This window comes from Ignavibacteriales bacterium, assembly GCA_026390775.1.
GTDB lineage: Bacteria > Bacteroidota > Ignavibacteria > Ignavibacteriales > Melioribacteraceae > Fen-1258.
The window spans coordinates 316,103-337,307 of sequence record JAPLFF010000003.1 but is presented as its reverse complement, the minus strand read 5'-3'; the positions used below and the strand labels follow the sequence as shown (position 1 = coordinate 337,307).

Here is a 21,205-nt window from a genome sequence, read left to right as displayed (position 1 = left end):
AAATTAAAAATTTCCTTTCTTAAATTTTGAAAGGCCACCGCCATAAGTTGCAATCCAAAGATTACCGGATTTATCCAGAGCAACACTAACTATATTATTGGATTGTAGACCGGTATACATTTTACTATAATATGAAAATCCATTTGCAGATGTAAACTTACCTAAACCTCCAACACTGCAAAACCATTTAGCATTATTTTCATCAACATAAATATAATGAACACCATCATTTGAGAATCCAGCAAATGAAGCAATATTCCATTTATTACCATTGTATTGACTAATACCTCCTCGGTAACCAAGTTTATCATCGCTAGCATGAGAGACCCAAATCGTCCCATAAAAGTCACATGCAATAGAATAAATAACATTTCCTAAATTTTGCCCTAGCTGCATATTAAGCATGTTCCAAACCTGCCAACTATTTAACCCATCAAAAACGCATATACCAGCTAAATCAGTTCCAATCCATATTTTGCCATCAGTAGCAATATCCAAACATGTTATATAATCTGAGGCTAAACCAGAATTAGAAGTTGAGTAAATCCGCCAGTTAATTCCATCATATTTTACTAATCCTTTTTGCGTTCCAATCCAACCATTTCCAACTTTATCAAATTTTATAGCTGTTACAAAACGATTTTGAATATCCCCAGAAAAATCAGTCCAGTTAGTCCCGTTGTACATCATTAGACCGTTTGAAAATCCAACCCAAAGATTATTCTGATTATCTATAGCCAAACAGTTTATGTAGCTAGACCTAAGTGAATTATTAGTATTGTAAGAAAACCAATTCTTGCTGTCAAATTTGTTTAGACCCTTATCAACAGTAGCAATCCATTTATTATTGTTTTTATCGATTACAATCGACGTTAAATAATCATCGTTTATTCCGGAATTACGAGTTGTATAACTCACATACTTAGTAGTATCCTCCAAGATAAGATTAGCATTTGATACCTTTCCCCCATATACAGCAACCTTTAAACTATCAGATCTGAACTCAGGGAAAGTACATTTGACATTATAATATCCTGGGGTTAAACCAGAGATTGTATAAGGCGTTTTTTTATTCATCTTCAAATTATTCAAATAGAGATCAGCACCATTAGGAATAGAATAACAGGCAATTTTTCCATAGTGACCGGGATTAGTAGTGTAGTCTACAAAAACATTTGTGACTTTACCATCATTTGCATTTATTCTTATTAATGTATCTTTATAAAAATCTAATTTTAATGTTATATCATAATCACCTGATCTGAGCCATACCAATGTATCTGGAGTAATCTGCCCCATATTATGTGTACCTAAAAATATTTTTGCAGCTGAAGGATTGCTTTGAATAAAGATTTTACCATCTTGTTCTATAGAAGATTCTATTACACCAGTGAAAACTTCTTTGTCGCAACTAATACAAAAAATAATAAGTGAAAAAATTGCTAAAAATATTTTTGTTCTCATAATCATTGAACTAATTGTTAAAAGCAGGTGTATATCCGAATGATTTAATAAAGTCGTTTGAAAATCTAATTGCCCATTGGCTCTTCATATAAATTCCAAAAATGCCAAAACCGCCATTAATGTTGGAATAATCGGTTTCATCTAATTTAATTGAATAAACATCCCCACTTCTAGCAGTTGAATTATAATAAAGACTAAGATTTGTATCGAACGAATACACTTCTATAATCGCAACTAATATTTCATAACCACTTTTGTTTGGGTCTCCTGCCGAAAGCAACTCCATGGATTTGTTTACGGTTGCAAGATCAACAGTATATCCTTGCATCAACGAAGGTGTGGGATAATTAGGTACTAGATTATTATCTATATTCAAATAGCTAAGAGGAATAATAAATTTATTTAATTTTTTTACTCCTGTGGAATAAGTATAATATAGGATCATTAATCTTGGTAATGTAACTTCATTTTGTTTATCAGTTGCCCAAAATGTACTAACTATTTTCTTACCGGGCATTGGTATAATCGTATCGGTAAGTGTATAATTAAAATTTACCTTGCTTGGTACTGTTGATGAAGACGTTAATCTTTTTCCATTTGGAAGCAACGCTTCAATATCAATTTTTGAATTCTCTTCAGGTTGAAAATTATTAATATAATAAACAGAATAAGGCGTTTGATAGTTTGTCGGTCCAGGTCTCTGAATGGTTGTATCGCGGAGAAAATGTACTTGATCTTTTTGCCAAATTCTAACAATTGCTCCTTTCACCGAATGGTCATCGGTATTGGAGTATGGATCCGCATTATAAACTACATAATCTTTACTTAACGTAGCTGTTTGGAAAGTTGTATCTCCCCGTATGATAAAGTTTAGAACATATTTTTCCTTGAAATCACCATAAGGATTTAAATTTTCTTCACAAGAAAAAAATAGGACCGAAGTGATTATCATGACAATTGTAAAAAAGCATTTCTTCATAATTCAACTCTAACTGTCGCAGAAGGAAGAAATGGTAACATGTTTACTCTTTCTCCTGTATCGCGTTTAAAGTAAAATATATTTTCTCTGTTGTAAACGTTTATTACGCTCAAATCTATGGTCACTGTCAAAGGGTTTATTTTAAATTTCTTTGATAATGTTAAATCGAGGCGATGATAATCAGGCAATCTACCAAGATTCTGAATCCCAAGAATAGTAAATGGCTGTCGTGGATCGTACCGATTCCAGGCTGCAAAAATATTACTGAGGTAATATTTATCATAATACCCAAGGATTTGAGTAAAAGGTAATCCTGAATTATACATCCATACTGCGCTCGATCTCCAACCATCACCCAAATTGAACTCTAGTGCTACGTTTAAAGAATGACGAATATCATATCGCGGGTAATAACGTAATCCATCCAGTTCCTTATAAGCATGTGCATATGTATAAGAAATCGTAAAATTTATTGGATCAGGATTAATTTTTGTAAATACTTCTAAACCGTATGATTCTCCATTACCTGCTACAAAATCCGGATCAGACCAAAGTACTTTATTTTCATTTAATAACGGAAGATTATTTATATACTTATAATATCCTTCCACTGTAAGACTAAAATTATTAAGTGGTTCTGCTTCGAGACCAAGTATATAATGTATAGCTCTTGATGGTGTTAAATACGGAGGTGTAATTATCCAAGGTTCAAAAATGTTAATGATTTCATTCTCATCGCTAATTGTTGTTATTTCCTGTTGATATATTCCGACTGCCCCTTTTAAAGATACCTGAGACAACAGACGCAAAGTAAAATTTAGTCTTGGTTCAACTATGTTTGCATTGGGATTGCGTGATAGTGAGGTAAGATTAATCCTAATTCCCGCATCGAGACCAAAGAAATCCCATCGCATTAATTTATATTTAGAATAAAAAATAATGTTGGCTGCTGAAGAGCCCAAATTAACCGGAATATTAGTTGAGTTTTCAAGAAATAAATCAGTTTGGATTTGTTTTATATGAAAGCCTGCATCAATCTCATCTTTAGAATCAAACATGTATGTAAAATCCATTTGCATGCCTATATCATTAACAGCATTTTTTGTTGACCGTGCATCGCTAAGTTTAGGAAGTACTTCGCCTTTGAAACTGCTTACTGAAACACCAACCTCAAAAAAAAGTGGGCTATCGCTAAGTTGAAACCATTTGAATCCAAAAATGTTGTTTGACCATTTATAATCTTCAATACGAGGATCATTGTGTATTATATTATCAGCACTTGAAAATCCATTTACTGAAAATTTACTTCCTAAAATAAATTCAGGATTGGAATAATTCAATTTGAATGAGAGATCATAAAAATCAATCGGAATAGTTTGATTATTCATAAATTTTTTTATGATATCATTTGAATAACTTTTTCTACCTGTTATAATAAATGAACCGTAAGGAATTGGCCCCTCAAGAAGTAATTTACCAGAAAGTAAACTTGCAGTTGCTTTAGCACCATAAGTATTTTTATTACCATCATTAGTCACAATTTTCATTACAGACGAAAGCCTTCCTCCGTACTCAGCACTGAATCCCCCTTTATAAAATTCAATATTGTTGATCATATCTGGATCTATAACACTGAATAAACCTAGCGCATGAAAAGGATTGTAAACAGTTATCCCATCTATCATAACAAGATTCTGATTACTTGCACCACCTCGTACATAATATTGTGCTGACACGTCACCTGTTGATTGAATGCCTGGTAAATATTTTATTGATCGAAAAACATCTGTCTCAACACCTTTTGGTAATGCTTCGAGATCACGTATGGCAATTCTTTGTAAACTTATATTTGTTTCATTTTTTTCCACATTGCGTTTGTCTATTGTTTCAATGGTTTGCAATTCAATCTGAGTGGGAGACAAGGAAATATTATAGTGTGTTAGTTTTCCTTCCGAAATTCTAATTTTTAAACTTTTAGTTTTATATCCTACGTAAGAAACAACTAAAGTTAAATTTTGATTTGCCGGAACGGATGTAATTAAGAAATAACCACGTGCATCTGTGTTGGCACCGATTTTTAATTCTCTAATGTATGCGCTGGAAAATGCGAGGGCTTCGGAAGTAGTGGAATCTACAACTAATCCGCGTAGAGTTCCGGTTTCTTGTGCTAATAAATTTTTTATCGGAAGCAATAACAGAAAGAAAAGTAAAAGCTGAATCAGATGTGAATAAAAAACCTTTCTCATTAAATGTTAATATTAATGACTAGAGCTGAATTAGTATAAACTTTAGAAAGAAAGATAAGCCTTTATTGGATAATTTCCAGTCCAAAAAAAGTATATACTGTTTATAAGAGGATAAAAGTAGTAACGAAATTTATTTTTAACATTATTTAACTTTAATTAAAGCAGTATTTCTTCTCTATCTAAATTTATACTACGCGGTTATTCTTCCAACGTTGAGATATTTCCCGGATCTTGTCCAAGAGCTCTTGCTTTGAGCACACGTCTCATAATTTTTCCGCTGCGAGTTTTCGGAAGTGAATCCACAAACTCAATATGTTCCGGTTTCGCTATCGGCCCAACTTCATGACTAACATGTTGACGAAGTTCTTCTATAAGTTGTTGACTCTTTTCTATTCCCGATTTCAGAATAACATAAGTATAAATTGCATTCCCTTTTAATTCATGAGGAAGACCAATAGCAGCAGCTTCCGCAACGCTATGATGACTTACTAATGCACTTTCAATTTCTGCAGTACCCAAACGGTAACCGGAAACTTTTATAACATCATCAACTCTGCCGATAATCCAGAAATATCCGTCTTCATCTCTGCGTGCGCTGTCACCGGTTAAATAAACTCCGGGATATTTACTCCAGTACTGACTCACATAACGTTCGTCATCTCTGTAAACAGTCCTTATCATTGCAGGCCAGGGAGTTTTGATAACTAAAAAACCTTCTTCATTTGCCTTAACAGATTTTCCAGATTCATCTACAATATCCATTTCAATTCCAGGAAATGGTTTTGTACCTGAACCCGGTTTCAGCGGATCACTTGGCATCGGAGTAATCATGAACATTCCGGTTTCCGTTTGCCACCATGTATCCATGATCGGACATTTTTCTTTTCCTACAACACGGTAATACCATTTCCAAGCTTCAGGATTAATTGGTTCGCCAACGGAACCAAGCAAACGCAAAGAAGAAAGATCATGCCGGTTTACCCACGATTCCCCAAACCGCATTAATCCACGAATTGCAGTTGGCGCAGTGTAAAGAATATTAATTCCGTACTTCTCGATCATTGCCCACCAACGATTTGGATACGGAAAATTTGGAGCGCCTTCATACAAAAAAGAAGTTGTTCCATTAAGAAGAGGTGCATACACAATGTAGCTGTGCCCGGTAATCCATCCGGGATCGGCGGCACACCAGTAACGGTCTTCTTCATGAATATCAAAAACATATTTTAGAGTAGCGTATGTGCCGACCATAAATCCGCCATGAGTATGAAGAATTGCTTTCGGTTTTCCGGTTGTGCCGGATGTATATAAAATAAAAAGCGGGTCTTCAGAATCTACTATTTCCAGATTGTTATTTTTTGTTGCAATCGGAAGATTCATCAATTCGTGATACCACATATCTCTACCTTGTTCCATATTAATTTCTTGTCCGGTACGCTTAACAACTAAACAATGTTCAATAGTCCCGCAGCGCTGAAGAGCTTCATCTGCAATTTGTTTTAAGGGAACAATTTTTCCGCGTTGATAAGCGCCGTCTGAAACAATCAACACTTTTGAATTACTATCTTCAATTCTTTCTGCAAGGGATTCAACTGAGAAACCGCCATACACAACTGAATGAACAGCGCCGATTCTTGCACAAGCGAGCATCGCAATAATAATCTCAGGTGTTCGTCCCATATAAATTGTAACTCTATCACCTTTCTGAACTCCCATACTTTTTAATACATTTGCAAACTTGCATGTCTCACGGTGAAGAGCAAAGTAAGACATCGTTTTACTTTCTCCATTTTCGCCTTCCCAAATAAGTGCAAGTTTATTTCTACGAAATGTTTTTATATGAACATCCAAACAGTTGTAAACAATATTTGTTTTTGCACCTGTAAACCATTTGTAAAATGGCTTGTTTGAATCATCAATCACTTTATCCCACTTTTGAAACCAGTGAAGTTCATTAGCAATTTCACCCCAGAATCCGGAATAATCTTTTTTAGCCCTATTATCTAAATCATCCCTATCCTTAATATGAGCTTGCTCGATAACTTTTTCTGATGGAAAGTAAACTTCTCCGGATAATTTTTTGTTAGACATATAGACTCCAGGCTAGAAAGAAATTAGAATTATTTAATTGTTACTTTGGGAACGAAGTTACGTTTGGATGGTAAGAAAATCAATAAGAAGTTAGAATGTATTTTTTATTTGAACTCTATTTTATATCTTCATAAGTGAGAAATAAAAATAATTGATGAAACGTAAAAAAATATTTATAAATAGAATAGCAACCTCCTTTCTCATCTTCTATTCTTTCTTTTTAGTTTTTGCCGCTTTTCATACGCATAAGATCAATCTTCAAAATGGAAATTCCTACCGTTTAGAAGAATCAAAATCTTCCAACAAACAGGCAGATCCTTTCCTTGATGAAAATTCCAAATGCCGGCTTTATTATTTTACTACAGACAAATTTATTTACACACCTACAATTGATTTATCTGTTGAAATACCGGAAGTATCTTCCATCCAACAAAAAAATTATACAAATCTTTATCTCACCAAATATTTCTACAATTTCGATTTAAGGGCACCACCGCTTTCATAATCCAATTCCGTATTAATTAATATTTTTATTTATAAATAATGGAATTATTATGAAGAAATTATTATTTGCACTATTGTTATTTTTTGTTGTAACCGGAAGCATATACGCACAATCAAGTATAAACCCGGATATTAGTTTAATAGGGACGTTCAATACATTTACCAATTTCATAAAAGGTTCACCGGGATACGGCAAATTAAATTTTAACGATCCCGAAATGGAATTATTTGTTGAGGGATATTTAAATCCATATTCACGGGCAGCAGCAAATATTTCATACGAACAAAATACTTTTAGTGTGGAAGAACTTTATGGAAACATTTTACGAGGTCTTCCTTTTGATATGCAGATCAAAGCCGGTAAATTTTTAGTCGGTTTTGGAAAGTTGAATACGGTACACCCCCATGCTTGGCCGTTTTTAGAACGACCGTTATATCATCAGGTATTTTTTGGTGACGGCGGCTTCAATGATGTAGGAATTAGTTTCAATTTTCTTTTGCCAACGGGTGATGTTTTTACAAATCTTGATCTTGGAATATTTAAAGGAAGATCAATGATCCCGCAAAAGGATAGCAGTGCTGTAGATCGCGGTATCAATCCAATTTTTGTAGGAAGACTTAGTACATTTTGGTCACTTGATGATTACACAAATCTTGAGGTCGGATTGAGCGGTTCGTACGGAGCTTATTCAAAAGGAAATTTAATCCTTTTTAGTATCCCAAGAAATTTAACAGACATAGAAACATTCAATTATCTTTATGGCGGTCTCGATTTTAAGTTTAAGTATTCGCCCGACGCATACACTGTTCTAACTTTGCAAGGTGAAGGAATTTTAAATCACCGCAGTGTACCGCGTATAGATAATATTGGAATTGATTTCACCAAAGCTTCCACACAAACAATAACGAACTCAGGCTTTTTTATCTATGCAGATTATAAATTCCAAAAACAATTTAGTTTTGGAGTTAAGTATGATTACACAGCAGGCATCTTAGGAGACTTACCAACATTTTATTCGTTAAGTAATGATGATAAAAATTCCACACAAGGAATTGAAACTTGGTTTGCATATTACCCGGTTGAAGAAACATCAGTAGTGCGTTTAGGTTTGCAGAATCTATTTTATAATTATGGCAATGGTACAAACCGTCCGTCAGAAACAACAATTAAATTGCAATTTTTATTTTCACTTGGGCCGCATAAAGCTCATCCATTTTAAGTTAAGAGGATAAAATGAAAAAGATAATTTTAATATTACTCATAGCAATCGTCAGCACAAATTTTGCAAATATAAAAGTTGTAGCATCTACAACTGTTATTTATGATTTAGTTAAAGAAATCGGTAAAGATAAAGTTACTGTTGATTTCATCGCACGCGGTGATCAAGATCCGCACTTTGTAGAAGTTTTACCAAGTTACATGTTGAAACTCCGCAACGCAGATATTTTTTTTAGAATCGGAATGGGATTAGAAATGTGGTCTAATCAGCTTATTGATGGATCGCGAAACAATAATTTGAAAGTTATTGATCTCGCAACAGATATAGATAAAAAAGAAGTCCCAAATTATAAACCGGATGCAAGTTATGGAGATGTTCACCCTTTTGGGAATCCACATTATTGGCTTGACCCGGAAAATGCAAAAGTAATGGCTAAAGAAATTTATGAAACTCTTGCAAGTGAATCTCATCAAGACGAAGCTTACTTTAAAAAGAACTTAGATGAATTTAATTCCAGACTAGATAAAAAAATGCAAGAGTGGACGAACACTATGCAAAAAGTAAAAGGGAAATCTTTATTATTTTTTCATGCAAGTTGGATTTATTTTACAGAAAGATTTGGCATAAAAGCCGCTGGATTTGTTGAACCTAAACCAGGTATAGCACCATCACCTTCTCACAATGCTGAGTTAGTACAAATAATTAGGAGTAAAGGAATCAAAACAATTGTGATGGAAAATTTCTACAGCGACTCCGCACCGAATCAACTTTCTCAGTTAACCGGAGTTAAGGTTGTAAAAGTTGCGACTGCGATCTATGGATCAAAAGGTGTGAACTCATACTTTGATATGATGGATAACATAATAAATCAAATCATTCAAAACAGTTAATGATTATGAATAAGGAAATAATAAAATTTACTGATGCATCTATCGGTTACGGTAAAACTGTTATTGCATCAGGTATTAATCTTTCAATAGTCGAAAATGATTTTGTAGGAATTGTTGGACCGAACGGTGCCGGGAAAACAACACTGCTAAAATCTCTTTTAGGAAATATCAAACTTATCAGCGGTAATCTATATAAAGATCAGATTCGATTTGGTTATGTACCTCAGCGCGATACTGTACAACCTCTTCTTCCTTATACTGTTTTCGATGTTGTTATGATGGGAAGATATTCTCTATCCGGTCCGTTTAAGAAAATAAGTGCTGAAGACAAAAGAATTGTAGAAGAAAGTCTTGCGTATATCGGGATGAGTGAATTGAAAGATAAAAATTACAATTCGCTCTCCGGCGGACAGAGACAGCGTACATTAATTGCCCGTGCGTTAGCAGTTGAACCGACTGTATTAATTCTTGATGAACCAACCAACGGAATGGATACACCTTCGCATTATTCCCTTTTAGATTTGATTACAAGACTTCACAACGAAAAAAAATTAACGATCTTTCTCGTAAGCCATCTCTTAACTGATGTAGCAAACATCGTCAAGAAAATTATTCTAATAGATCAAAATTACTTTCAATTCGGCAATATCGAAGAAATACTTTCCGAGACAAATTTGCGCAACACTTATTCTTCGGACTTTCACGTATCACAGATTGACGGCGAATATATTATTACACCAAAACATTTAAAGAAAAATTAATGGAAACAATACATCAACTAATTGAATTATTTCCTTATGCAATTTTAGGAAGTATCTTGGCAGGAATTATCTGCAGCTTTCTCGGAATATTTATCGTATCACAAAGAGTGGTATTCCTTGGTGCCGTATTAACCCAAGTCGCAATTGCAGGAGTTGCTTTTTCATTCTTGCACGTTATTCACATCGAAACTTTCATTGCGAACATATTGGGCATAACAGTTCAAGGAAATGATTTCCTCAATAATTTTGAACCGATATTCTATTCATTGTTATTTGCTATTTCGACAGTGATAGTTTTTTCACAAACACACCACCAAAAATATTTAACTCAAGATGGAATTCTCGGAATTATTTTCGTTGTAGCAATCGCCGCAAGAATAATGTTTATTCAAAAAAGTCCAATTGCAGATATTGCGGAAGTGGAAACAATTCTTAAAGGCGATATTTTATTCATAAGTCAAAAGGAATTTTTTATTCTTGCTATGATATTAATTTTTACATTTTCTGTATTTGCTATTTTTCGAAAACAATTACAGTTTGTTACTTTTGATGCTGAGTCAGCAAGTGCACACGGTATTAATTCCAAAACATGGCTGCTTATTTTTTATATAGTAGTTGGAACTGGTATTTCTCTTACAACTCGTTTCGTGGGTGATGTTTTTGCATTTGCTTATTTGATAATCCCTTCTTCCATCGGGATATTGCTTTCGAAAAAAGTTAAAAATGTTTTTCTAATTGCAGTTTTGGTAGGAGCTATTGTTCCGCCGATTTCAATTTACTTTGCATTCAAATTTGATTTTTCAAGCGGTCCTACTGCTGTTGTAACTGCTTTCATTTTATTCTTGATAGTATTTTTAATAAAGAAGTTAAGAGGATAATACAAGTCCGGATTTATAAATAATTTTTCCCTACATAATTCAGGGTTAAGTATTATATTTGCATCGAAAATTTACTGAAAAAATTTCAGCACGGAGAGATGGGTGAGTGGCTGAAACCAACGGTTTGCTAAACCGTCGTAGTGGGAAACTGCTACCGAGAGTTCGAATCTCTCTCTCTCCGCAAGAAAGTTCTCAATGACTTGAGAACTTTTTTATTTTAAATAGTGACTTGAGTTGCATACAACGACTTGGAATATAACGTACAGAGGTAACTTTCTTTCTTCCTAATCAAATAATAAATAGGGAATAACCAAAAGAGGTTACTCCCTATTTACATATGTAAACTTACTTCATTAAAATTAATTTTCTTGTTTGGGTAAATTGTTCTGTTTGTATTCTATAGAAATAAATTCCACTCGGTAGAGATTTTCCATTAAAGATCTTTACAAAATTACCCGGCTGCTGATATTCATTAACGAGAGTTGCTACTTCTCGTCCAAGCACATCATAGACTTTTAAAGAAACATATCCAGCTTCCGGTAATTGATATTTTATCACTGTCACTGGATTAAAAGGATTAGGATAATTCTGTGAAAGCATATATTCGGTTGGCAATAATTCATCAATTTCACTTTCGGCTCTTTCTTTTTTCAAGTTTCCTACTATCTTAATATTATCACTACCTTTTAAATCAACTCCGGTTTTTGTTTTGCCTATCAGTTCAACTTTTGTATCAGTTTTAATAATACCGGTTGATTCATTATCAAAATGCAGCATTAAATCTAGATCACCATCTTTATCTACATCTTCCAAATTCCCCATCAATACAGGAGTTTTGTTCGGCCCAAATTTTACTGTTGCCTTGTCTACATTTGCAGCATCAAATCCTCCACCCGTAATTATAGCTACTGGAATTTTACCTTTACTTTTTAGATTAATAGGCGCATCACCTTCACCCGGTTTTACATCAACTATAACCGGTATGGCTTCAACTGTTACAAGTTGTTCTGCTTTACTTGAATTACCATTTGCATCAGTTGCAGTCCATACAACTTTTGTAATATCAAGTGGAAGTATTTGTGGTGTATTATTTGAGATTACTGGAGAGCCATCACAATTATCTATCGCAGTCGCTGTTCCAATAGAACCAGAATATCCTCCAGCTATATTTGCAATTTTTGTTATCGCATTTGGCGCTATTATTTTCGGAGCTTCATTATCCACATTTACTGTTACAATAACTTCATCAACAGCAATTCCACCAAAACCATCATTCACAGTTAATTTAATTGTATGAACACCACCGAATATATTTATTTGCGGTTTAACTCCAGATGCAATTGTATTTCCACTTTCCAACCAAACAAAAGTTAATGGATCGTTATCCGGATCGCTTGAAGCGCTGCCGTCAAGCTGAACTGTTACGCCATTCTTTGGAGCGCAATCAAATTTTTGATCGTTGCCTGCATTTGCAAATGGAGGATGGGTTGTAACTGTAACTTGTTGAATTGCGTTTGCAATATTTCCAGCGGCATCTTTTGCCGTCCAAGTTACTTTTGTTATTCCAATTGGAAAAGTTTGAGGTGCATTACTTGTCACAGAAACTTGCCCATCACAAATATCTATTGCAGTAGCTGTTCCAGTATTTCCAATATATCCACCAGAAATATTTGTTTCCACAATAACATCTGGAGGAAGAGTAATAACTGGAGCTTGTTTATCTAAATTGACAATTACAAGAACTTCATCGTTAGCAATTCCACCATTGCCATCATTCACTGTAAGTAGAATTGAATGAGTGCCGTCTCCTAAATTAATTGAAGGAGTAACTCCTCCAGCAATGGAATTTCCATTTTCAGTCCATGTATATATAAGTTGATCACTATCAGCATCGCTCGATGCACTGCCATTTAATGTAACGCTTATTTGTGGAGTTGAAATGCAATTAAATTGTCGATCTACTCCAGCATTTGCAACCGGTTCTCTGTTAACAACTGTAACTAATTGTTCTGCACTTGAAATATTTCCAACATCATCTACTGCTCTCCAAGTTACCTTTGTAACTCCAAGTGGAAAAAGCTGCGGCGCGTCACATGCAATCACAGGTGCTGCACTACAGTTATCAATTGCCGATGCTCTGCCTATCGATCCTGTATAACCATCTATAGAATTTCTGTAAGTTGTTAATGCACTCGGCGCAGTCAATACTGGCGGAGTTATATCTTTTACAATTGCTTTTTGAATTTGTTGAGTGGTGTTGCCATTTGCATCAGCATAGCTCCAAGTTACAGTATAAGTTCCTTGCACAGTATAAGAGAGCGGTTGAGTTGTTGTTCCAATAATTGTTCCTGAACAATTATCTCTTGCCATTGGTGAAACAAGTGTTACACTGCATTCTCCAACAATATCAGGAACTTGAGGAACGTTAGGCACCGGAGGAGTGCGATCGGAATTTATAGTAATAATAACTTCATCAGCTACTCCTGGCCACCCTTCCGCATCTTTCACGGTTAAAAAAATTGAATGTACTCCGCTGGGAAAATAAATCTGAGGATTAACTCCGGTATCAATTATTCTTCCTGTATAATCCTTCCATTCGTAATTAGCGATCGGATCATGATCTGGATCGTATGAACGGCTTCCGTCTAAGGTAACATAAGTAGCACCGTAGATCGGAGCGCAATCAATAGTCTGATCAGGACCAGCATTTGCAATCGGAAGTGTGTTCGGAAGAGTAACTACAGTAATCGCGGCAGAATAATTTCCATATCCAACAGAAGCTTTATAAGCCCGAACCCGGTAATAATAGTAAGTGCCATAATTCACCACAGATATATTATAACTAAGCGTATTTCCAACATCTTTATTACTGTACCCCGGGAAAAAAGAATTGAAATTAGGATCTGTAGAAACATCTATGAAATATTTTTCAACAGTTCCAATTGCCGGCGCATTCCAGTTTGCAGTAAAAGAATGTTTCATTACGTCAGTTGCAGGTTTGGCGACGGGTACAACCATTGCATAGCTCTCGGTCCACATAGGCCCGTTGCTCAATGTACCGGTATAATTGCTTGAAACTAAATTTGGTAAAGTTTCTCCTCTTGTTTGATCGAAGTTGTAGTATGCTAAAAGTCCAGGCGATAAAGAACTCACAACATTATTCATATTAGAACGAATTTCATCTTCGGTGCGAACAACATTCCAGATACGAACTTCATCAACAAATCCTTGGAAGTGACCATTGCTAGGTAAGGGATGGCTACCAATTGATACTGGATAACCAGCGTAATATGGTGCAGCCCCAGGTGCATATGTTGTAGTAACTAAGACACCATTTTTATATGCTCTTAAGTTATATCTATCATATGTTGCCGATAGATGGTACCAGACTCCACCCACGAGAGGTCCAAAGGATGCAAAACTATAACTCCCTGACCGAGTGCAGACTGATGCGGTTCCTCTGAATTCACTTGGTTGATAGTCCCAGAGTATTGCGAATGACTGGTCTCCATAAATGGGTCCATCCATTTTTGAGCTCTCGGGGTCGTGTGTTCCTTTTACCCAACACTCAATTGTCCAAATCGTATTTGGGAAGGTTCCACCGTTAGCCCAAAGAGTGGTATTTACATAATCATCTCTTCCGTCAAATTGGAGTGCATTACCAGGAGGTGTCATCTGTGCTAGTAATGATCCTGAGAAAAGAAGAAATGATATGATCATTACCGTTATAATTTTGTTCATAAATACATGATAAGATTTCATGGGTTTATTCCTTCCCTTAATCTGTTAATAGTAAAGTCAACTCAATTTCGTTTTACTATTTAAATATGCAAGAATAGATACAACATATTATTTTTATTAGATCTAGATTGGAATAAGTTTTTTGAGGAGAAAAGGAAGAATCTATATCAAATACAAATCTTCATTTGGGAAAATAAATCTTAAAAGATTTCTCTTTGATAGCGGCTGGAATTAATATGGGAATAACTTTGTATAGTTAGTGATTTTAACTATTAATGTCAAGAAGTACTTCTGATATTCAATATCCAAAACTCCATTCACAAAAAAATCGCAATATTGAAAGGATGACCGATGTATCACCCTTTTGCACTTTGCAAATCTATACGATCAAAGACCCGATCCATATTTCGAAAAAATCTTCTATCATGTCTAAAACTCCATGTAATACTATAATTAATTAGTAATCAATAACTCTGCAAAAATGTAATGAAGGAATAGCATTAAAATTTTTCAGTCCCGGATAAATTTTTCACAAAGGGAAAATAGATCCATGATTTTCCGAAGAATCCTTAAAGAAATTTCTGGTTTCTCTTTATCTATAAAATCATCAAAAAAAGTTGGGACACTTTTAGGACATCACTTTTAAAAAAGCCACATTATGAAGTAAAAACGCACACTTTCCCCCTAGTTCGAAGAATCTCTCTCTCCGCTCTTAGAGTTCTAAATCACTTGAGATTTTTTTTATTTTATGGAGTGGCTGACCCGGTAGTTGCCGGGTGCTAAACCGCTGTAAGGGGAAACTGCTACCGAGAGTTCGAATCTCTCTCTCCGTTAAAAAAACCTTGCCTTGCAAGATTTTTTTATTTCAGTTCATTTTTTTCAAAAAAATATTTATTGGAATTCTAAAAACAATCTTTTAACTTATCTCCGGTTCTAATAATCAATTCATAAGCAGTAAACATGGATAGTTATGAGCTTCAAAAAATAATTAAAGCTGCCGAACTTGTTAATTCCAACATAGAACTTCTAGAAGTCCTAAAAAATATTGTAAATGTTGCAGTTGATCTTACCAATGCCGACAGGGGAACATTATATCTTGTTGATAAAAACAAAAATGAAATATGGTCAATGATAGCAATGGGCACCGGAACTTATGAAATTCGTTTAAAGATTGGCGAAGGTCTTGCCGGTTATTGTGCTCAAACAGGTGAAACGATTAATATTAAAAATGTTAGATCTGATCCAAGATTCAAACCGGAATTCGATTCGATAATAGGTTACGATACAAAAGATATGATCTGTTTCCCTATTAAAAATAATAGGGATGAAATCATTGGAGTCTTACAATTATTAAACAACAAGAATGGAGAATTTAGCGAACGAGATGAAAAATTTTTAATTGCACTTTCAATTCACTCAGCTATTGCTATTAATAATGCTCTTATGCTTCAGAAACAAATTTCTATTAATGAAGAATTGAAATTACTTAAAATTGAAGCTGAGAAAACCGCACTTCTCAAAACGCATTTTCTTGCACAGATGTCCCATGAAATCAGAACTCCTTTAAATATTATTTTAAGCGGATCTCAATTATTGAAAATGAACTCCACCAATCTTGACGCTGATGAGATGAATGATCTATTGGAAATGTTAGAAAGAGGCAGTCAAAGAATAATAAGAACGATCGAAGGTATTATTGAAATGTCAAAAATAAATTCCGGTGATTATGAACTGAATAATGAGATCATCCAACTTGAAAAAGATATACTGCTTCCTATTTTAGAACATTTTCGAAATATTTCACATAAGAAAAATGTTGATATACATTTTGAAAAAACAACTGATCTCAATCAAATCATTCGTGATAAGTTTATGATTCATCAGATATTTGCCGAGATAATTGAAAACGCCGTTAAATTTACAGAGCAAGGCAGTATTCAAGTAAGACAATTTTTAGATGAGAACGGAAAACTTTGTGTTAGCATTACTGATACTGGAATTGGAATTTCTTCTGATTATTTAAATCATATTTTTGAACCATTTACACAAGAACAAACCGGTTATACAAGAAGATATGAAGGTAACGGGCTAGCATTAGCTTTGATAAAAAAATATGCGGATTTAAATAATTTAACCATGTTAGTGAAAAGTGAAAAAAATATCGGTTCGGTATTTAATATTCTGTTCAATTAAAAATCCCTTGAGCTCCATTTTCAATTCAAGATTTTATAGATCAATAAATCTTTCATTGCTATTTGATGAAAAGTCGTATAATTAAGGGAATCCATTTATGTTATTTTGTCCCATCTTTTGGATTAAACACTTTTAAACGGTTCGACTTATTTGCTATTGCACACAGACCACTTTTATTTCTCTAATCTCTTTTCTTTTCGGAATCCGTTATTAATTATTTACTTTTGTATTAAGAAGTTGAAATTATAATTTTGTTAACAATTCAAAACTGTAGCCTGTTATGGAATTTCTGCAATATTTAATTGATCTATTTCTTCATTTAGATAAATATTTAAATGAAATAATTAACCAGTATGGTACTTTAACTTATGGAATATTATTTCTGGTTATTTTTGCCGAAACTGGATTTGTATTTGTTCCTTTTCTTCCCGGTGATTCGCTTTTATTCGCAGCCGGAACTTTTGCAGTATTAGGATCATTAAATGTTCATTATTTATTCTTTCTGTTTTCTATTGCTGCTATTATTGGTGATACAGTTAATTATTGGATCGGTCATTATATCGGGCCAAAATTGTTTGCAAAAAATTCACGCTACTTGAAGAAAGAATATCTTGATCGTACTCATCAATTTTTTGAAAAGTATGGCGGCAAAACAATTATCATAGCACGATTTGTTCCTATAGTACGGTCGTTTGCACCTTTCGTTGCCGGAATTGGAGATATGACATATTCAAAGTTTATTCTTTTTAATATTGCCGGTGGAGTTCTTTGGTGTGGATTATTTGTTTATGGAGGATTTTTCTTCGGTAATATTCCAGTTATAAGAAATAATTTTTCAATTGTTATTATAGCAATAATAATAATTTCGACATTACCAGCACTCATTGAATTTATAAAGCATCGACAAAAAAATATTAATAAATAATTAATCTTATAATATTTTCCCTTAGGAGAGAATTATGTTTGACCAGAATTTACTTGGATTATTAATGCAAGGCGGTTTTACTATTTTCATACTTTTAGTTTGTTCTATACTCTCTATAAAAGTTATTATCGAGAAATTTATCCAGTTCAATTGCTTAAAGGAGAAATATGTAACCGATTTTTCAGATATAATTACTGATTTGTTAAAAGAAAGGGATTTAAAAGGAGCACTATCTGTATGCAAGACTTACAGAGTCCCTTCTTTATACTTTAAATTGAGCCTTCCATTAGCTAATGTATTTAAATATATATTTCACAATACCCATCTTACTAAAGAAGAACTTTTTGAATCAGCATATAACAAACTTGATCAGGAAATTGTAAAACTAGAAAAAGGATTGGGTGTACTTGCAACATTAGGCGCCATCTCTCCTTTTATCGGTTTGTTCGGAACCGTTGTAGGAATTATAAAATCATTCAGTGCACTCTCATCAACTGATACTTCACACTATGCTCATGTAATGAGCGGAATTGCAGAAGCTTTGATAGCAACAGCGGCGGGTTTATTCGTTGCGGTTCCGTCCGTATTATTCTACAATTATTTTACAAAAAGAATAAAACTTACTTTACCGTTATTTGATGAAGCGATTCAAAATTTGATCCGCACTTTGAAAAATTCTAAAGGATAAGAAATGAGACGATATAAAATAGATGAGAAAGAATTTTCTGAAATTAATATTACACCTTTTACAGATGTTGTTCTAGTTCTGCTAATCATTTTTATGATAACCAGTCCGTTCCTTATAATGGGTTCCTATAAAGTCAAATTGCCTCAGTCAACCAATTCTGCAACTGATGTCAGCAAAGGTATAGAAGTTTATTTAACAGAAAACAATGAAGTAATAATCAACGGCAAAGTAATTCAACTTCTGGATGTGGGATGGAATGTGAAGAATGAATTTGAGAGCAAAGGAACAAAGGATGTTATTATAAAAGCTGATAAAAATGTAAGACACGGTTCATTTATTAAGTTACTTGATGAACTTAAAAAAGCCGGAGCTGTGAAACTTTTGATATCAACAACTCGTGTTGAGACAGAAACTCCTTAATGAAAATGAATAATACAAATTGATTTATGTATGAAATTCCGTATAAATACTTTTCTTCAATTATCTCATTTGTTGTACATTCGCTGCTAATTCTGTTTTTTTATTTTGTTGCGCTTCATTCACTGGGAAAATCAAATCAATTAATTGAATTCCATTTAGACTCAGGTTCTAGCGGTGAAGGAAATTCATTTATTAATAAAAGTGAAAAAGCAGAATTACCAAAGAAGTCCGCTGATGAATTTATTAATACCAAGAAGATAAATGTTAATAGTGAAAAACTATCCACGCCATTAAATGATAGCGGAACTAAAGGTACTGGCACCGGAGATGGGACAGGAACTGAAAATAAATCCGGAATATCACCCAGTTTACTTATTCCACCAAAGCCAAAAGTGGAAGAAATATATTTAGTAGCTGTTGATGAAATGCCTGAACCAATTGGCGGAATGCAAAAAATTATTTCACAGGTTGTTTATCCTGCTGAAGCAAAAAGAAATGGTGTTGCCGGAACAGTATTTGTACTTGCATTTGTTGATGAGAACGGCTCCGTAAGAAAAACTCTTCTAACAAAAGGTATTGGCGGAGGATGTGATGAAGCTGCACTTAGAGCAGTATCAGCTTCAAGATTTAAACCGGGGAAAGATAAAGGACGATATGCGAAAGTTCAGATACAGATCCCAGTTCCATTCAAACTCTATTAAGATTTTTTCTTTTGGAAATAATTCCATCCGATATAAACCGGAATACCAAGCAAAACAATAATTAAACCTGGCCAGGTATAATCTGGTTTCTCTATTAAAAGAATTCCAGCAATTGTTGCGGCAAGAATTATATATAGAATCGGGAGAACCGGATAACCGAAAGCTTTATAAGGTCTCTCTGCATCTGGTCGTTTCTTTCTTAAAATAAATATCCCAAATATTGTAAGAATATAAAATAACAGTACAGCAAAAACTACGTAATCAAGAAGCTGAGAATAAGTACCTGAGAGACAAAGTAAACTTGCCCACACACCTTGAAAGATCAACGCTTTTGCCGGAACGGAATTTTTGTTTAAAGTTCCGGTGGATTTGAAAAACAAATTATCTTTTGCCATTGCATAATAGACTCTTGCACCGGCAAGGATCAATCCATTGTTACATCCGAATGTTGAGACCATAATTAAGAGCGCCATAATTATAGCGGCAGGTTCTCCAAAAAATAAATTTGCTGCGGCTGTTCCAACACGGTCTTCAGCAGCGAACTGAATTCCCGAACTCATTACATCATTCCCATTAATATTACCTACTAATGGCAAGACACAAAGATAAGCCACATTGGCAAGTACGTAGAGAACTGTAACAACCAAGGTTCCTAAGAACAAACTTCGTGGAATATTTTTTTTAGGATCTTTTATTTCTCCGGCAGTGAATGTAATATTCTCCCACGCTACACTGGAGAAAAGAGAACCAACCATTGAGACTGCTATTGCTATAACAATTGAAAAACCGGTAAGAGATTCCACCCAATCAATTTTTCCATTTGAAATGTGCAGCCATTTTGCATCCCACATGTTTGAAAAATTTGCGCTGATAGCTTGTGCATTAGCACCAATAAATAACCCAAGTAATATTAAACCAAAGAGCGCAAGTGTTTTAGCAATTGTAAAAATATCCTGAACGAATTTTGCTTCACGAAGTCCGCGGATATTTATGTATGTAAGAATAATTACCGAGCAGATCGCAAGAATTTGTCCGGCGGAAATTTTTAATCCTAATAGAGAGAAAAGAATATTTTTTGTGCTAACAGAAGGAATAATTACTGCAGTGAATTTTGAGAACGCAACGGCAACGGCGGCAATTGTTCCGGTTTGAATAACAAGAAATAAAGTCCATCCGTACAAAAAACCAACAAGCGGATTATAAGCTTCGCGGAGATAAACATATTGACCGCCGGCTTTGGGCATCATAGCAGCAAGTTCTCCGTAGCTTAATGCACCGATAAGTGTAATTATTCCGGTAATCAGCCAAACCAATAATAAAATTCCGCTTGAGCCGACTGTTCTGGAAATATCGGCGCTGACAATAAAAATTCCGGAGCCGATCATCGAGCCGATGACGATCATAGTGGAATCGAATAAACCGAGTTCCCGTTTAAATCCTTGTGATGATTCTTGATGAACTGAGGTTGGGCTGTTTGCCATATTTAGTCCCTCGTTTTTAAAAT

At 34.3% G+C, this 21,205-nt stretch carries 16 protein-coding genes and 1 tRNA gene; 11 read left to right on the top strand and 6 right to left on the bottom strand.

Annotated features, from left to right (window positions below; all coding sequences use genetic code 11):
- Positions 1–3: 3 nt before the first annotated feature.
- From NTZ27_01760 to acs, 4 genes are all read right to left on the bottom strand, one after another.
- Positions 4–1,464, bottom strand: a complete 1,461-nt coding sequence (locus NTZ27_01760) for a PEGA domain-containing protein (protein MCX6173463.1) — start codon at positions 1,462–1,464, stop codon at positions 4–6.
- A 10-nt stretch (positions 1,465–1,474) separates the two neighbouring features.
- A complete protein-coding gene (locus NTZ27_01755) occupies positions 1,475–2,443 on the bottom strand; it encodes a DUF4249 family protein (GenBank protein MCX6173462.1) in 969 nt (322 codons plus the stop codon).
- Positions 2,440–4,689: a TonB-dependent receptor gene (locus tag NTZ27_01750; protein MCX6173461.1), complete on the bottom strand. Its 2,250-nt coding sequence runs from the start codon at positions 4,687–4,689 to the stop codon at positions 2,440–2,442. Before NTZ27_01750 ends, NTZ27_01755 begins: the two co-directional genes overlap by 4 nt.
- A gap of 198 nt (positions 4,690–4,887) precedes the next feature.
- Entirely contained in the window at positions 4,888–6,780 is a 1,893-nt protein-coding gene (gene acs, locus NTZ27_01745; protein ID MCX6173460.1) for an acetate--CoA ligase, read from the bottom strand.
- A 154-nt stretch (positions 6,781–6,934) separates the two neighbouring features.
- Here acs and NTZ27_01740 point away from each other — a divergent pair, with 154 nt between their 5' ends.
- The 6 genes from NTZ27_01740 to NTZ27_01715 all read left to right on the top strand — a co-directional run bounded on the left by NTZ27_01740 (position 6,935) and on the right by NTZ27_01715 (position 11,214).
- Positions 6,935–7,285 (top strand): hypothetical protein, encoded by a 351-nt coding sequence (locus NTZ27_01740; protein MCX6173459.1) that lies wholly within the window; start codon positions 6,935–6,937, stop codon positions 7,283–7,285.
- Positions 7,286–7,334: 49 nt separating this feature from the next.
- Positions 7,335–8,504 carry a hypothetical protein gene (locus NTZ27_01735; protein ID MCX6173458.1) on the top strand — a complete coding sequence of 390 codons (1,170 nt, stop codon included), beginning with the start codon at positions 7,335–7,337 and terminating at the stop codon, positions 8,502–8,504.
- 14 nt (positions 8,505–8,518) lie between these two features.
- Positions 8,519–9,394, top strand: coding sequence for a metal ABC transporter substrate-binding protein (locus NTZ27_01730; GenBank protein ID MCX6173457.1), 876 nt, complete (start codon positions 8,519–8,521; stop codon positions 9,392–9,394).
- A gap of 5 nt (positions 9,395–9,399) precedes the next feature.
- Positions 9,400–10,155 carry a metal ABC transporter ATP-binding protein gene (locus NTZ27_01725; GenBank protein ID MCX6173456.1) on the top strand — a complete coding sequence of 252 codons (756 nt, stop codon included), beginning with the start codon at positions 9,400–9,402 and terminating at the stop codon, positions 10,153–10,155.
- The gene (locus NTZ27_01720; protein MCX6173455.1) at positions 10,155–11,033 is read left to right on the top strand and encodes a metal ABC transporter permease; all 879 of its coding nucleotides are present in this window, start codon (positions 10,155–10,157) and stop codon (positions 11,031–11,033) included. The genes NTZ27_01725 and NTZ27_01720 overlap by 1 nt, the downstream gene beginning before the upstream one ends.
- A 92-nt stretch (positions 11,034–11,125) precedes the next feature.
- Positions 11,126–11,214: transfer RNA gene (locus NTZ27_01715), tRNA-Ser, on the top strand.
- Between the two features lie 164 nt (positions 11,215–11,378).
- On the opposite strand, the gene NTZ27_01710 is transcribed toward NTZ27_01715, so the two are convergent.
- On the bottom strand, positions 11,379–14,795 hold the full coding sequence (locus tag NTZ27_01710) for a T9SS type A sorting domain-containing protein (protein MCX6173454.1): 3,417 nt from the start codon (positions 14,793–14,795) through the stop codon (positions 11,379–11,381).
- Positions 14,796–15,734: 939 nt separating this feature from the next.
- Between NTZ27_01710 and NTZ27_01705 the strand changes: the two genes are divergently transcribed.
- The 5 genes from NTZ27_01705 (at position 15,735) to NTZ27_01685 (ending at position 19,701) form a co-directional block, all read left to right on the top strand.
- Complete coding sequence (locus tag NTZ27_01705) at positions 15,735–16,967, top strand: GAF domain-containing sensor histidine kinase (protein ID MCX6173453.1); 1,233 nt, start codon at positions 15,735–15,737, stop codon at positions 16,965–16,967.
- A 280-nt stretch (positions 16,968–17,247) separates the two neighbouring features.
- Positions 17,248–17,892, top strand: coding sequence for a DedA family protein (locus NTZ27_01700; GenBank protein MCX6173452.1), 645 nt, complete (start codon positions 17,248–17,250; stop codon positions 17,890–17,892).
- Between the two features lie 34 nt (positions 17,893–17,926).
- Entirely contained in the window at positions 17,927–18,580 is a 654-nt protein-coding gene (locus tag NTZ27_01695; protein ID MCX6173451.1) for a MotA/TolQ/ExbB proton channel family protein, read from the top strand.
- 3 nt (positions 18,581–18,583) lie between these two features.
- Entirely contained in the window at positions 18,584–19,000 is a 417-nt protein-coding gene (locus NTZ27_01690; protein MCX6173450.1) for a biopolymer transporter ExbD, read from the top strand.
- A 26-nt stretch (positions 19,001–19,026) separates the two neighbouring features.
- The gene (locus NTZ27_01685; GenBank protein ID MCX6173449.1) at positions 19,027–19,701 is read left to right on the top strand and encodes an energy transducer TonB; all 675 of its coding nucleotides are present in this window, start codon (positions 19,027–19,029) and stop codon (positions 19,699–19,701) included.
- Here NTZ27_01685 and NTZ27_01680 read toward each other — a convergent pair.
- The gene (locus NTZ27_01680) at positions 19,698–21,182 is read right to left on the bottom strand and encodes an amino acid permease (GenBank protein MCX6173448.1); all 1,485 of its coding nucleotides are present in this window, start codon (positions 21,180–21,182) and stop codon (positions 19,698–19,700) included. The genes NTZ27_01685 and NTZ27_01680 overlap by 4 nt on opposite strands.
- Positions 21,183–21,205: the final 23 nt, after the last annotated feature.